12 protein-coding genes are annotated in these 14,290 nt (G+C 64.4%); all 12 read left to right on the top strand.

Annotated features, from left to right (window positions below; genetic code table 11):
* Positions 1-20 precede the first annotated feature (20 nt).
* The 12 genes from DT069_RS07480 to DT069_RS07425 all read left to right on the top strand — a co-directional run bounded on the left by DT069_RS07480 (position 21) and on the right by DT069_RS07425 (position 14,133).
* Positions 21-3,674, top strand: a complete 3,654-nt coding sequence (locus DT069_RS07480) for a laminin G domain-containing metallophosphoesterase family protein (protein WP_162913039.1) — start codon at positions 21-23, stop codon at positions 3,672-3,674.
* Between the two features lie 79 nt (positions 3,675-3,753).
* The gene (gspE, locus tag DT069_RS07475) at positions 3,754-5,502 is read left to right on the top strand and encodes a type II secretion system ATPase GspE (protein WP_162913038.1); all 1,749 of its coding nucleotides are present in this window, start codon (positions 3,754-3,756) and stop codon (positions 5,500-5,502) included.
* 3 nt (positions 5,503-5,505) lie between these two features.
* Positions 5,506-6,726, top strand: coding sequence for a type II secretion system F family protein (locus tag DT069_RS07470; RefSeq protein WP_119459643.1), 1,221 nt, complete (start codon positions 5,506-5,508; stop codon positions 6,724-6,726).
* Between the two features lie 16 nt (positions 6,727-6,742).
* Complete coding sequence (gene gspG, locus DT069_RS07465) at positions 6,743-7,195, top strand: type II secretion system major pseudopilin GspG (protein WP_119459642.1); 453 nt, start codon at positions 6,743-6,745, stop codon at positions 7,193-7,195.
* Positions 7,170-7,637 carry a GspH/FimT family pseudopilin gene (locus DT069_RS07460; RefSeq protein WP_119459641.1) on the top strand — a complete coding sequence of 156 codons (468 nt, stop codon included), beginning with the start codon at positions 7,170-7,172 and terminating at the stop codon, positions 7,635-7,637. Before gspG ends, DT069_RS07460 begins: the two co-directional genes overlap by 26 nt.
* Entirely contained in the window at positions 7,630-8,049 is a 420-nt protein-coding gene (locus tag DT069_RS07455; protein ID WP_119459640.1) for a prepilin-type N-terminal cleavage/methylation domain-containing protein, read from the top strand. The genes DT069_RS07460 and DT069_RS07455 overlap by 8 nt, the downstream gene beginning before the upstream one ends.
* Entirely contained in the window at positions 8,046-8,690 is a 645-nt protein-coding gene (locus tag DT069_RS07450; protein ID WP_119459639.1) for a prepilin-type N-terminal cleavage/methylation domain-containing protein, read from the top strand. The genes DT069_RS07455 and DT069_RS07450 overlap by 4 nt, the downstream gene beginning before the upstream one ends.
* An 89-nt stretch (positions 8,691-8,779) precedes the next feature.
* Entirely contained in the window at positions 8,780-9,817 is a 1,038-nt protein-coding gene (locus DT069_RS07445) for a PilN domain-containing protein (protein WP_162913037.1), read from the top strand.
* Positions 9,814-10,401 carry a type II secretion system protein GspM gene (gene gspM / locus DT069_RS07440; RefSeq protein WP_119459637.1) on the top strand — a complete coding sequence of 196 codons (588 nt, stop codon included), beginning with the start codon at positions 9,814-9,816 and terminating at the stop codon, positions 10,399-10,401. The genes DT069_RS07445 and gspM overlap by 4 nt, the downstream gene beginning before the upstream one ends.
* A gap of 2 nt (positions 10,402-10,403) precedes the next feature.
* On the top strand, positions 10,404-11,036 hold the full coding sequence (locus DT069_RS07435) for a hypothetical protein (RefSeq protein WP_119459636.1): 633 nt from the start codon (positions 10,404-10,406) through the stop codon (positions 11,034-11,036).
* Between the two features lie 197 nt (positions 11,037-11,233).
* Positions 11,234-13,243 carry a type II secretion system secretin GspD gene (gspD, locus tag DT069_RS07430; RefSeq protein WP_425450079.1) on the top strand — a complete coding sequence of 670 codons (2,010 nt, stop codon included), beginning with the start codon at positions 11,234-11,236 and terminating at the stop codon, positions 13,241-13,243.
* Positions 13,240-14,133: a type II secretion system minor pseudopilin gene (locus DT069_RS07425; protein ID WP_162913035.1), complete on the top strand. Its 894-nt coding sequence runs from the start codon at positions 13,240-13,242 to the stop codon at positions 14,131-14,133. Before gspD ends, DT069_RS07425 begins: the two co-directional genes overlap by 4 nt.
* The last annotated feature ends 157 nt before the right edge of the window (positions 14,134-14,290 follow it).

The following is a 14,290-nucleotide window of genomic DNA, read 5'->3' as shown; positions in this document are numbered from 1 at the left end:
TCTAAAGGAGGGAAGAGAAAGTGAGAAAGTTATCCTTACGCGTGGGGGCATCGGTCGCCGTGATCGCAGCGATGACGGCCGCGCAGACGGCCTTCGCCGCTTCCGAGCCGCCGGCCGAGGGCGCATTCACCTTGGTGGTGCTGCCCGATACCCAGAACTATGCCGATGTCAATCAGCCGCACCTGAACCAGTACTATCGAATGCAGACGGATTGGATCGCGGCGAATGTCGAGAAGCACAACATCAAATATGTGCTGCATCTCGGCGATATCACTCAGCACAATCGCGAAGACGAGTGGCCGATCGCGCGCGCGGCTCATGGCGTACTGAGCGATGCCGGCATTCCCTTCTCGATGACGATCGGGAATCACGATGCCGGGCCGAACGGAAATGGTGCGACCCGGGAAACGCTGCACGATCAGGACAGGTTCTTCGGCCTCAACTCGCCTTACGCCCAGCAGCCTTCGGTCGGCGGATTCCTCGGCGATCCCGGGACGACGTCCAACAGCTGGCACACCTTCGAGGCCGGTGGCAAGAAGTGGCTGATCGTCACGCTGGAATGGGGGCCGCGTGATGTCGTCCTGGAGCAGGCGAGCGAGATCATCGAGCAGCACCCGGATCACAGCGTGATCCTCACCACTCACGCCAATATGTTCAACAGCGGCGCCCGCTATAACCACATGCTCGGCGGGCAGTCCTGGAACCCGCACGGCTACGGCGTCGGCAACCTGCCGGAGAAGCCGAACGACGGTCAGGAGATCTGGGACGAGCTGCTGAAGAAGCACAGCAACATCAAGCTCATCATGAACGGCCACGTGCTGAACGACGGCACCGGCCTGCTGACCAGCATCGGCGAGGAAGGCCAGGTCATTCATCAGGCGTTGATGAACTACCAAGTCCGCGCACAAGGCGGGGAGGCTTGGCTGCGCCTGCTTGAGTTCCATCCGGACGGCGAGACGGTTCGCGTGCGGACCTACACGCCGGCGTTGGACCAGTATGATCGTACGATCGACAACGAGTTCACGCTCGCCTTCACCGACCGCAAGGTCATGAACGACCATGTGGCTCAGACGCTGGCGGCCGAGCCGAAGGTCTATTATCAGCTCGCAGCAACCAGCGGCGCCGATATCTCGAACGACGGCGTTCTGGGTGGTGGCCTCGACGCCGAGTTCGAAGGCGCCGCCGATGTATCGCGTAGTGCTGAAGACACCGAGGTCAAGCCGTACATGTTCGACGGCGACAGCCAAGTGACGACGCGTGGTGGGCTTCGGCCAATGCGGCAATGGTCGGTCGCGACATGGGTCCGGTCGGTCAGTGATGTCGAAGGGCAGACCGTGCTTTCGCTGCGGTCGGGCAACAACGGCCTGGGGCTGAGCATCCGCTTGCAGCCGGCGGCCGACGGTGCCGCGGGGCAGCGCTGGGCGGCGGAGTTCGGCACCCGCGGCAACACGCGTGCCATGGTGCAGGACATCGGCGAAGTGATCCCGCACAACTGGTATCATCTCGCCGTCACTTCCGATGGCGACACGGTACGCTTCTATGTCGACGGCATGTTGGCAGCCGAGGATGACGCGTCGGAGACGTCTCTGACTCTCGGGCGGAGCACGCCGGTCATCGGTGAGGGACTGCATGGCGAGGTAGGCGAACTCGCCATCTTCGATCGGCAGCTCACCTATGGTGAAGTGACGCAGCTGCACCGGTCGGCCTTCCACCGCGTCATCGCCGGCAATCTCGTGAACGCGGCGTCGACGATCGACACCAACGGTGTCGCGCCCATCACGGTGCTGAATCAGTCCTTCCCGGGCATTTCGGTTGCTGAAACCAACCGGAGCGACCACGAGCTGTTCCTCGGCAATGTCCCGCAGGTGGATCCGCAGACCAGTCCTGTCCGCGGCACGGCCGCGATCGCCGGCGACGGCGTGATGCTCGCCACTGTGACGCAGAACAACCGGGATGACGTTCCCGCCAGCGTGGAGGTGGGCTGGAATAGCTTCAGTGACGGCGTCCTGTCCATCTCGACAACGCAGGTCGGCGACGGCCAGGAGGTCAACACCAACACGAGCGCGGCTTGGTTCTCGTTCGTCGATGGCTGGACGGTGGGCCACGTCAACAGTGCGGGCCGGCTGATCCACGGCAATTCGGTGACCTCAAACATGGTCAGGCCGCTGCCGCTCGGCGAGCGTGGCCGCAGCATCCTCGACCTCGGTGTCAACTCCGAAGCCGAGGGCATGCTGTTCGTTGTCGGTGGAGCCAACGCGAACCGGCTGGTCGCCAGCACACCGCGCGAGGCGGGGGCTGGCTGGGACGTCAAGGTCGTCGACAACGCCAATGGTCAGGGCCTCGATGGCGAGTACAGCTTCCTCTATCTTCGCCACAACCTGGAAAACCTGATCGCCGGCGCCTATGACGGTGCCGCCGAGACATCGGAGCGCGCCTTCGGCGAATTCGAGCTGGCCCGGCAAGGGGCCGGCCGGTACCTGCTGACGGTTCCGAGCGAGACCGCGGAGACCGGCATGCTGGTTCTCAGCGCCGGCGACGTGACGAAGGTCGCGGCCCTCAGCTATGAGGCCGACGATGCCGGCAACTTCGTGATCCAGGCACTCGATCCGAAAACGGCGGCTCCGATGGACACCACCTTCAACTGGGCGTTCATCAGCTTCGAGAACCCGATCAAGTTCGAGGGCTCGGACAATATCGGCGAGCCGAACATCGTACTGCCGCCGGACGAACTTCCGGCACCCATCGATCCGCTGAATTTTGCCTCGGCCTGCCTGGACACCTACAACCAGCGTGAGGACCGCGACAGCGTCTATGACAGCATCGAGAATGGGACTGGTCTTTCGATCGTCGGCAATGGCTGGAAGCGGCTCGAGGGAAGCTTCGAGATCACACCGGAAACCACGCTGTCGTTCGAGTTCAGCAGCGCGATCGAGGGTGAGGTCCACGGGATCGGCTTCGATCACCAGGACTTCATGACGGCGGGCCGCTCGTTCAAGATTCACGGCACTCAGGCCTGGGGTGTCCGGGACTTCGACAACTATGACGGCAGCGGAGCGTGGCAGTCCTACGAAATCCCCGTCGGCCAATACTATACCGGCAGCTTCGACAAGCTGTTCTTCGTTCACGATCGGGATGGGGCGCCCGTCACGCAGATGGAGTCCAAGTTCCGCAACATCAGGATCTATAAGGCGGGGCAGGCTGCCGATACCCAGCCGATCCAGTTCGACCGCTGCGACATCAAGACCCATGGCGGCACGGACCAGGATTTCGGCACGCATGAAGTCCTGGATGGCGGCTCGACCTTCAAGATCAGCGGGAACGCCTGGAAGCGAGCCGACCTGCCGTACTACATCACGCCGTCCACGGTGCTCGAGTTCGAGTTCAGGAGCACCGGCGACAAGCAGGGCGAGGTGCAAGGTATCGGTCTCGACGACAACAACGTCGCCGATCCGAGCCGGATCTTTGCCGTCTACGGCGTCGAGGCGTACGGCAACGACACCTATAGGGACTATGACGGCAGCGGGGAATGGAAGACCTATCGCATCCCCGTCGGCCAGTTCTACACCGGGGCGACCCACAACATCTTCTTCGTGAACGATGATGATCGGCCGAACCCGCAGGCGGAAGCCTACTGGCGCAATGTCCGCGTCTATGAAGGCAATGTTACGAACTGATCGCTGAATGTCAGCGAGGGCGGGCGGCCATATGGCCGCCCGCTCCTGTTTTCCGGTCAGGCACAGGTCAAGATCGCCGATGGCGCAACACAACCAGAGCGACGGCACCGTCGAAGCTCCTAAGGCCGGCGATCGGTTGTGCGAGCATCTGCTCGCCGCCGGGCTGATCGATTCTCAGGGTCTCGCTCGAGTGCGATCGATACGCGACAGTTCGCCTGACGGCCGGAACGCGGCGGGTGCCGGTCTTCATGTGCTGTTGACCCGGCTCGGCATCGTGTCCGAGCGGGATATGGCGCAGGCCTTGTCGACCGTCCTCGGGCTGCCTCTTGCCCGTCCCGCCGATTATGCCGATCAGCCGCTGTTGAACGACGGCATCAGTACCAAGTTCCTGCGCAAGTCCGGTGTTCTGCCGCTTGCGGATGCGCCGGACGCACTGTCGCTCGCCATGATCGACCCGCTCGACGATTTCACGCTGCAGGCGATCCGCCTGGCCGTCGGCAAGCCGGTGCAGCCGGTCGTCGCGGTTCCGACGGAAATGGAGGAGGCGTTCCAGCGCCTCTATGGCAGCGGCAAGACCGAGATCGCCGAGATCGTCGGCGAGGGCGGGGATAGCCTCGCTCTCGACGAGGAAGACACCGAGCAACTCAAGGATCTTGCCAGCGGCGCGCCCGTGGTGCGTCTGGTCAGTCTCCTGATCGCCAAGGCGGTCGAGGCGAAGGCATCCGACATCCATATCGAACCCTCCGGCGCCCGGTTGCGGGTCCGCTATCGGATCGACGGCGTGTTGCACGACGTGGAATCGCCGCCGCCGCGTCTCAGCGCCGCCGTCGTGTCGCGTATCAAGATCATGGCGAAGCTCAACATCGCGGAACGGCGCTTGCCGCAGGACGGCCGCATTCGCCTCGTCGTGCGCGGCATACAGATCGACCTGCGTATCTCCGTGCTGCCGACCATGCATGGCGAGCGCGTGGTTATCCGCATCCTCGACCGGGAGAGCATGCCCGTCGGCTTGATCGGCCTCGGCTTCGACGAGGGAACGCTGGCCAATCTCGAAAGCTGGCTGGCCTTGCCGAACGGTATCATTCTGGTGACCGGTCCGACCGGCAGCGGCAAGACGACGACGCTTTATGCGTCATTGCTGCGGATGAACTCGACGGAGCGGAATGTCATCACCGTCGAGGACCCGATCGAATATCAGCTCGACAACATCAACCAGGTTCAGGTCAAGTCGCAGATTGATCTGACATTCGCCAACATTCTTCGCTCGATCCTGCGCCAGGATCCGGACGTCATCATGATCGGCGAGATTCGCGACCGTGAGACGGCCGAGATCGCTGTGCATGCGGCCCTGACCGGTCATCTCGTGCTGTCCACGCTGCACACCAATACGGCCGCGGGCGCGATCAGCCGCTTGCTCGATATGGGAATCGAGGACTACCTCCTGACGTCGGCACTTACCGGCGTGATGGCCCAACGTCTCGTTCGCCGGTTGTGCCGGGATTGCCGGAAACCTTATGCACCGTCGCCGACCACGCTCGACGAGGTCGGCGTGCCGATGGCATTGCGGCGGCCGGATCTCACGCTCTACGAGGCGGCCGGATGCGCGCAATGCAATCACACGGGCTATAGCGGCCGCACGGGAATCGTGGAGCTTCTGGAGATCACCGATCCTCTTCGACGGATCATCGTCGAGCGGGCCGCCAGCCAGGCGCTCCATGCCGCGGCGGTGCAGGGCGGCATGCGCTCGATGTACCAGCACGGCGTGGAGAAGGTTCTGGACGGCGTCACGACGATCCAGGAGGTCGCGCGCGTGACGCGGGAAGTCTGACGGATGGTGGTGTACCGCTATCGGGCGTTCGATTCCGAGGGTCTGCTGCAGACCGGCGAACTGGAGGCTAGCGATCAGAGCGCAGCCGTCGATCAGCTTCAGGCGCTTGGCCTGCTTCCCGTCGCGGCCGTAGCGTTTGACGGGCCCGCTTCGCGCACCGGCGCCACTCCCGGGAATCCCCGCGGCCGCAGGGTCCCGCAAAAGCAGATCGCCCTGTTCACGCGCAAGCTGGCGACGGTGATCCAGGCCGGTCTGGAGCTCGACAAGGGGCTCGAGATTGCCGGCAGCCTCGGCAGAACGGAAAACCTGCAGCGGATGGTGGAGCGCGTGCTGGTCGATTTGCGCGGTGGCAAGTCGCTGTCCGATGCGCTGGCCGTCCATGAGCCGCACTTCCCGCGCTATTACGTCCCGATGGTTCGGGCGGGCGAGGCCAGCGGCAAGCTCGCCCCGGTGCTCGCGCACATTGCCACGCTGATGGAGGAGAGCGAACGGTTGCGGCAGAGCGTGCGGTCGGCGCTGGCCTATCCGGCGATCCTCATGGTCACGGCCGTGGGTTCGATCATCCTGTTGATGACGGTAGTGCTTCCGCGCTTCGAGCCGCTGTTCCGGGATGCCGGGCGAGAACTGCCGCTGATCACCCGAATCTTCATGGCCGCGTCCGATGCCATGATCGCTTACGGTCCCGCTCTGCTCCTCGCATTGCTCCTGGCGGCGCTGTTGCTGCAGCGCAAGCGACGGGAGCCCGGATTCCGTCTCGGCACCGACCGCTTGCTGCTCCGGGCTCCCGTGCTGGGCGACGTGATCACGCGCCTCGAGGTGGCGCTGGTCACGCGCACGCTCGGCATGCTGGTACAGAATGGCGTGCCGCTGCTGTCCGGGCTCGCCATTGTCGAAGCGAGCCTGACCAACACGGCGCTGGCGAAGGGGCTCGGCGACGTGCGCACCGCCGTCAAGAACGGCAGTTCCTTTGCAGTCGCGTTACAGCACGCAGGCATCTTTCCGTCGCTGGCCGTCCAGTTGGCCGCCGTCGGCGAGGCGAGCGGCCGTCTGGCCGAGATGCTGATTGAAACAAGCGCCCTCTATGATGACGAAATGCGGACGCTGATACAGCGGCTTCTCACCTTGCTCACGCCCACCATCACGCTGGCGCTCAGCCTTCTGATCGTCGGCATCATCGGGTCCGTGCTGGTGGCCGTGCTCAGCGTCAACGACCTCGTCATGTAAGAAGGAGCGCTCCATCATGTTGGCGACACCCGACCACCCTGCAGCCCGCCCGTCCCGGCGCGACGCCGGCTTCACGCTGATCGAGCTTCTGGTGGTGCTTGCGATTCTGGCTCTGTTGGCAGGCTTCGCCGGGCCGCGGGTCATGAGCTATCTCGGCGGAGCGAAGACGCAGTCCGCCGGCATTCAGATGCAGAACATCACGGCGGCGATGGATCTGTTCCTTCTCGACATGGGGCGCTATCCGAGCGCGGAGGAAGGCGTGAACGTCCTCGTCGCCCCGCCCGCGACCGATGCCGAGAAATGGAACGGCCCCTATCTTTCCAGAAAGGACGCCATCATCGATCCTTGGGGCGTGCCCTACCGCTATCGCAACCCAGGCCGTGACGCTCCGTTCGAAGTCTACAGCCTCGGTGCGGACAAGGCCGAAGGCGGCGAGGGCGAGGATGCGGACGTCTACGTCGGATCATGATCCCTGCGGCGCGGCCTCGGGCTTCACTCTGCTGGAGCTTCTGGTGACGATGGCGGTGCTGTCGTTGGTCCTCGCGATCGCGCTGCCCTATCTGCCCCAGCGCAGCGGAGCGGCCACCGTCGAGACGGCGGCCCGAACCATCGCCGGTGGGTTGCGCGAGGCACGTGGTCTTGCAATTCACCGCAACGAGCCGACGACCTTTGCATTGGACGTCGCGTCCCGGCGCTGGTGGATCAGCGGCGGACGGTCCGGCGGGTTGCCGAACGAGCTCATGCTGGAGACCGAAACCGCCCAAGCGCTCATGCAGTCGCCCGACGTGGCCGCAATCCGCTTCCATGCCGATGGAAGCTCCAGCGGTGGTTGGGTCGCGGTGATGGTGGCCGACAGGCGTGCGGTCGTAACGGTCGACTGGCTTACCGGTGTGGTCTCGATCGATGACTGAGCCGGCGGTATCCCGGCCACCGCGGCCGGCGGAGGCGGGCTTCACGCTGCTTGAGGTGCTGGTGGCGCTCGCCATCCTGGCGCTCTCCCTGGCCGCCGTCTACGAGACGCTATCCGGCGGGCTCCGGAACGAGGCGGTCAGCCGCCGCTATCTCGCCGCGACCATTCTCGCTGAAGGCCGTCTCGCCGGGGTCGGAGCAGAGCGCCCGGTGCAGACCGGCCATTGGACGGGTGAGACGCCGGACGGTTTTCGCTGGACAATCGACATCGGTCCGCCGAGCGGCAGCCGGGCGGCGCCCATGATACTGCAACTGCCGCGCCTGCTCGAGGTCGAGGTTCGGGTCCAGTGGGACCAGGGCGATCGGACGCGAATGGTCCGCCTTTCATCTCTCCGGATCGGCGATCCGCCATGATGCGAGAGCGGGGATTCACGCTGCTGGAGATGCTGATCGCCATGACCTTGATGGCGCTGCTGACCGTAGGTTTGACCAGCGGACTCCGGCTCGGCGCGCGGGTCTGGGACGGTGCCGACGACCGTCGCTTGGCGATTCAGGAGCAGCAGGCGACCTATACACTCCTGCGCCGTACTTTGACTCAGCTCATCCCCCAGAACTTATCCCAGGAGGCGACCGCAAGAACTGTCACATTTCTCGGCGATGCTGCGCGGATGAGACTGCTCAGCACTGCGCCCGCCGATGTTGCCCGGCCGGGCCTCTACCGTATCGAGATCGCCGCCGAGACTGCAGGCGAGAATGCAAGCCTCGGGCGTCGCGATCTCGTCATTCGTTGGCAGCCCTTCGCGGGCGAAGCACTGGCCGCGCCGCTCGACCAGGCCGACCGGCGCATTCTGCTGGCCGGCCTCGAGGAGGGGGCCTTCTCTTATTTCGGTAACCGGGACGAGGGCTGGGTCTCTCAATGGTCCAGCCGGGTGGATCTGCCGCAGCTCGTGCGTCTCCGGCTCGGCCGGCCGGGCGACGCGTCGCTTTTCGAGGAGGTCGTCTTCGGCACGAATCTGGGATTGCCGGACATCTCGGCCATTGCATCCAGTGAGTAGAGGCGGCGACTGCAGGTGATTCAAACGGTCTCCGGGGACTGAGACCGGCCGTGATGAGCTGTGACGACCAGGGGGAATTTCGTTCGAAGATGATCAAGACCGTCGCGCCCGTGGTGCGCCACGCGCGTCTATTCATGAAGTGGTGGTTCACGGAACTCTCGGGGCTGATTCCCGGCCGAATGCATGATCTGCTGCATCGTCGTCGGGTGCGCGTGCTCGTCGAGTTCGACGGCGAAAGGCCGGTCGTCACGTCTATCAAGGCCGGAAAGCCGACGGAGAAGGCGGCCGGACAGGTCCGCAAGGGTACGGCATGCCACCTGCGTATTCCTTCACGCTTCGTGCTGCGTAAGATTCTTGTGCTGCCGATGGCCACCGCAGACAGCTTGCGGGACGTTCTGCGTTTTCAGATCGAGCAGGAGACGCCGTTCCGGCAGGACGATGTCTATTTCGACTATGCCGTCACGGCGCGCGATGCCGAGGCCAAGCAGATCATCCTCGAGTGGCGGCTCGCGCCGAAGGCCGTTATCGACCGCGCCCGCAAGGCGGCCGAGCAGCTGGGACTGACGGTGGCGTCGGCGGGTCCGGTCGATCAGGGCACCATCGTCGGGACCGTCGACTTTTTCAGGAGCAACCGGCCGACAAAGGCCGAGGGGCCGCCATGGATGCGGCGTGCCCTTGCCGCCTGCGTTGCGGCATTCGCGGTTGCGACGGTCGCCGTGCCGCTGGTGAAGAAGCAGCGGGCGGTGTCAATCCAGACCGAGCAGGTTGTCGAAGCGCGTGTCGCGGCACAGGCGACGCTGCGTTTGCGGGAACAGATCGCTGCCCTGCGCGACACGCGCGACTTCGTTCTCGAGAAGCGGCTGGAACAGCCAACCGTCTCTCTACTGCTCCGCGATTTGACGGCGCTCGTTCCTGACGACGCATGGTTGCACCGACTGACGATCGATCGGGGCGAAGTCTCGATCGCCGGCGTCTCCCCGGCGCCTTCGACGCTCGTTCAAGACATCGAGGCGGATCCCGGATTCGAGCAGGTGAGCTATCGCTCGCCGACCATGAGGCGGGCCGACAGCGGACTGGACGAGTTCAACTTGTCTTTCCGGATTTCCCGCGAGGCGCCGGTTCCATGATCGCCCTGTCCCGGGATTTCCGACGCTTTCTGGCGGCTGCCCTGCTGCTCGCTGTCTTGCTGGCGGCGCATGCTGTCCTGGTCGGACCGCTTCTGGCGACCCTCGACAGATTGGAGTCGACCTGGGCCGAAAACGCCGACCTGCTTGCTCACTATCGCCGCGTCGCTGCCGCGCTCGGGCCGCTGCGCAAGGCACAGGAGGATCTGGAGGAGGACGCGAACACCGCGCCGGCCTACCTGACGGCCACCTCTCTGACGCTGGCCGCGACTGAACTGCAGAACAGCCTGAACAGCGCGGTCCGGCACCATGGGGCGCGACTGATCGGCACACGCGTGCTCGATCCGGTGGAGGAGGGCGCGTTCCAGCGGATCGGCATGCGGGTCACCTTGACCACGACGCTCGCACCGTTGCAGGCCATTCTCTACGACCTCGAGGCCGCAGTCCCATTCCTGTTCATCGACGAACTGGTCATTCAGCGCCAGGACATCGGAATGCCTCAGCGCGCCGAAACCTCCGCATCCGTCGCATCGGACCCGCAACTCGACGTCTCGTTCAACCTGCTGGCCTACCGGCGGCCGATGTGACCATGAAGCGATTGGGCCTGTCGAATCCGGTGACCGGGGGACTCGCCCTCGGCTGTGTCGTTCTCGGAGGGGGCGCCGTGCATGAGATCCTGTCGCCCGCCTTTGCTCCGTCCGCGGCGACGACAGGCACCGTGCAGAATGATGGCCTTTGGATTGAAGACCCGCGGCGCTGGTCCATGGCGCCTGCGACCGAGTTCGCTGTCATCACTGAGCGGCCGCTCTTCACGCCCGGGCGCCGCCCGCCTCAAGACCCGATCGAACGCGAAGATGCCGGGCAATCGGTCGAGGCGCTCGCCTTGATGCTGAGCGCTGTCGTGGCGAGCCCCGACCGTCGGCTGGCTCTCGTCGAACAGACCGATGGCGTCATGTTGCTGCTATCCGAGGGCGACGAGGTGGATGGATGGCTGCTCGCGGAGATCCATGCTGAACACGTTATTTTCCATTCGGGCCGTTATGTACAACGCTTCTATCTCAAGGACATTCCCGTGAAGAGTTCGCCCGTGGAGAGTCCGATTGGAACGCTTGATGCGGTGGAGGCCGATGTCTCGGCCGACGTTCCGACGAACGCTGCGGAGGGCAAGAGCGAGATGCTGTCGGAACGGGCCGAGAAGGGCAGGGAAGAGGTCTTCCCATGATCGCTTGCCTGATTTCCGATTCAGCCGGTAGGTCGGTGCGTCGGTGCTTGGGACTCGTGTTGGCTGCGGCGCTGCTTGCCAACTGTGCGACCCGCACCGACCTGCCGGACGCCGAGCGCTCTCCCGTGGAGAGAGTGGCCCCGGTTGGCGCCGCGGCGGCCCCCGACCCGGCTCGATCCAGCGGTGCAATTGTGCCTATGACGGCGGACGGCCCGGTGCAAGCGGTGCCGGATCCGGAGATCGAGCCGCAACTGTTCCCGGGCACCGGTCGGTTCTTTGGAGAGCCGAGCTCGGTCGATCGGCCGCTGCTGACCGATGGCGAAGGCGGCATCACGCTGAACTTCGTCGAAACCGACGTTCACGAGGTCGTACGGACGATTCTCGGAGAAACGCTTGGTCTCAACTACACCGTCGATCCCAATGTAACCGGGACGGTGACTCTGCGGACGAGGTCTCCAGTTCCTCGCGACGCATTGTTGTCGACCCTCGAGACGCTCCTGGCGGACAACGGCCTGGGCTTGGCGGTGGAGGACGGCCTCTATCGGGTCCTGCTGATCACGGAGGGCGGCCCGGTCCGGACGGCCCCCGGTATCGCCACCGCGCCGAGCAGCATAGAGACCGGATACGGCACCGACATCTTCCCCCTCAAATATGCGGCGGCGGCGGAAGTGCTGAAGGTCGTCCAGCCCCTGGTGGGGCTGGACGCGCAACTCAGCATTGACGAGGCCCGCAACCTGCTGATCGTGACCGGCCCCAGCCGCCAGCGCCGCGCGGTGTACGACGCCGTCGAGATGTTCGACGTCGACTGGATGGAGGGGATGTCTTTCGCCTTGTTCCCGATACGCTCGGCCGAGCCCGCGACGATCATCGAGGAACTGGAGACGATCTTCGGCGTCGGCCAGGACAATTCCAGATACAGCCGGGTCCGCTTCGTGCCCATCGAGCGCTTGGGCGTCGTTCTGACCATCGCCCGTGACCCGAACGACCTGCGGGAGGTCCGTGCCTGGGTCGAGCGGTTGGACCAAGGCTTGGTCGAGAATGGTCGGCGACTCTATGTCTATTATGCCCAGCATGTCCGCGTAGACGAGGTCATCACGGTCCTGCAGGACATCTTTCAGACTGCCGAATCGGGGAACTCCGGTGGCATGCAGTCGCAGGCCGGCGATCTAGCGGATGGGTTGGATCCCGTCCGCATCGCGTCTCCGGAGATGGCGCAGGACGGCGCCCGCACACTGGATGACGGCATGCGCAACGGGCGAGGAGATAGCGGTTCAGCGGAGCAGCGTCGCAGCGGCTCGGCCTCTAGCGCGGCGACCACGGCCGGTATCCGCATCACCGCCGACGAGATCAACAACGCGCTCTTCACCTTGGCGACGCCGCGCGATTACCGGCTGGTCGAGGCGGCGATCCGAAACCTGGATATCGTGCCGCTTCAGGTTTTGATCGAAGCGACCATCGCCGAGGTCACGCTGACCGACGAGCTCCGCTACGGCGTGCAGTGGTTCTTCCGCGAGGGCGACAGCAGCGCCGCGCTGACCAGCTCGGAGACGGGGCTGCCGATCCAGGAGTTCCCGGGCTTCTCCTATCTCTATGCCACGGCGAACGCACGTGTGGTGCTGAACGCCTTGGACAGCGTTACGGACGTCAATGTGATTTCGTCGCCGCAGCTCATGGTGCTGGACAACCGGACCGCGACCTTGCAGGTGGGAGACGAGGTGCCTGTCGTCACGCAGTCCGCGGTCGGCGTCACCGATCCCGATGCGCCGATCGTGAATCAGATCGAGTTCCGCGATACCGGTGTGATCCTCACGGTTTTACCGCGTGTGAACTCCGGCGGCACCGTGACGATGGAGATTCAGCAGGAGGTGAGCGACGTGGTTCCGACCACCACCTCGGGCATCGACTCTCCGACCATCCGGCAACGCAGGATCGAAAGCACGGTTTCGATTCGCAGCGGCCAGACGATCGCGCTTGGCGGTCTGATCCGCGACAGCGTCTCATCAGTCGAGAGCGGCCTGCCGATCGCCAAGGACATCCCGCTGCTCGGCAATCTGTTCAAATCGACGACCAACGACAAGGAGCGCACCGAGCTTCTGGTGCTCATCACTCCGCGGGTGATCCGCAACGACAGCGAGGCTCTGCAGATCACGGATCAGCTTCGCCAGCGTCTGCGTGCCGTTCAGCCACTCGGGGATCGCATCGATTGAGGCTGCAATCCTACCGTCCATCACCGCCGGATGCCGGAATCGCCTTGGTCGCGGTGTTGTGGGGCGTGCTGCTGCTGTCCGTCCTGGCCGTCAGCTTCGGCGCAGGTGCGGGGCGCGAGGCGCGACTGGCGCGGAACTTCTTGGACAATTCCGAAGCGCGGTCGGCGGCAGGTGCCGGCGTGTACTGGGCGGTCGGAGAACTGCTGAAGCCGCCCGAGGAGCGGCGTGTGACGCCGAACGGGTCGACCTACGAGATCGCGTTCGCCGGAAGCCGCCTGCAGGTGACGATTCAGGACGAGGCCGGCAAGGTGGACCTGAACGTCGCCTCTCCCGCGCTGCTTGCTGGTCTGATGTCGGCTGCGGGTGCCGGTCCGGAATCGAGCCGCCGCATTGCCGCTGCCGTCGCCGACTGGCGCGATGCCGACAGCCTGCGTCACCTGGACGGCGCCGAGCGCGCCGACTATGAGGCTGCCGGTCTGCCCCGCCCGAAAGACGGACCATTCCGACTGGTCGCCGAGTTACGTACTGTGTTCGGCGTCGGCCCTGAGCTCTACGAAGCCGTCGCACCGTTCCTGACGGTCCATTCCGGTTTGGACGGCATCGACCCGGCCGTTGCGCCCGCAGCCGTGCTGCGGGCCTTGCCCGGCCTGGATCGCGCGAACGCGAGCGAGATCGTAGCAAATCGTGACGATGCCGATGCGGCGCGGGCTACGGTGGACGGATTGTCTGCTGTGGCTGGACAGTTCCTCAAGCAGTCGGGAGGCACCGTCCATGCGATCCGGGTGCAGGCGGTCACACAATCGGGCGCGCGCTTCACCCGCACCGCCGTCGTGCAGTTGCTCGCGCGTCCGGATCGCCCTTACCGATTTCTCCAATGGAACGAACGTTGAATGCTATCGCGTTCGACCGGACGTGTTGGTGCAAACGCGTGTCGAGAATTTTTACAAGTGTCCGCAATATATTTTTGAAATTTGTTCAGTATTAAAAAGCCTCTGTATATATGCGCCATTCTTTTGAAGTTATAAGAATTTACATGTCCGATATCTG

Source organism: Virgifigura deserti, assembly GCA_003576685.1.
Taxonomy (GTDB): Bacteria; Pseudomonadota; Alphaproteobacteria; order Dongiales; family Dongiaceae; genus Virgifigura; species Virgifigura deserti.
The sequence above is the reverse complement of the archived record's forward strand: the minus strand, read 5'-3'. Positions and strand labels throughout refer to the sequence as shown.

Excerpts from the sequence above, each read along its gene's own strand:
- DT069_RS07470 (WP_119459643.1), top strand. The coding sequence starts at position 5,506 with ATGGTGGTGTACCGCTATCGGGCGTTCGATTCCGAGGGTCTGCTGCAG.
- DT069_RS07435 (WP_119459636.1), top strand. The coding sequence starts at position 10,404 with ATGAAGCGATTGGGCCTGTCGAATCCGGTGACCGGGGGACTCGCCCTC.
- gspG (WP_119459642.1), top strand. The coding sequence starts at position 6,743 with ATGTTGGCGACACCCGACCACCCTGCAGCCCGCCCGTCCCGGCGCGAC.
- gspE (WP_162913038.1), top strand. The coding sequence starts at position 3,754 with ATGGCGCAACACAACCAGAGCGACGGCACCGTCGAAGCTCCTAAGGCC.
- DT069_RS07460 (WP_119459641.1), top strand. The coding sequence starts at position 7,170 with ATGCGGACGTCTACGTCGGATCATGATCCCTGCGGCGCGGCCTCGGGC.
- gspD (WP_425450079.1), top strand. The coding sequence starts at position 11,234 with ATGACGGCGGACGGCCCGGTGCAAGCGGTGCCGGATCCGGAGATCGAG.
- DT069_RS07455 (WP_119459640.1), top strand. The coding sequence starts at position 7,630 with ATGACTGAGCCGGCGGTATCCCGGCCACCGCGGCCGGCGGAGGCGGGC.
- DT069_RS07445 (WP_162913037.1), top strand. The coding sequence starts at position 8,780 with ATGATCAAGACCGTCGCGCCCGTGGTGCGCCACGCGCGTCTATTCATG.
- DT069_RS07450 (WP_119459639.1), top strand. The coding sequence starts at position 8,046 with ATGATGCGAGAGCGGGGATTCACGCTGCTGGAGATGCTGATCGCCATG.
- gspM (WP_119459637.1), top strand. The coding sequence starts at position 9,814 with ATGATCGCCCTGTCCCGGGATTTCCGACGCTTTCTGGCGGCTGCCCTG.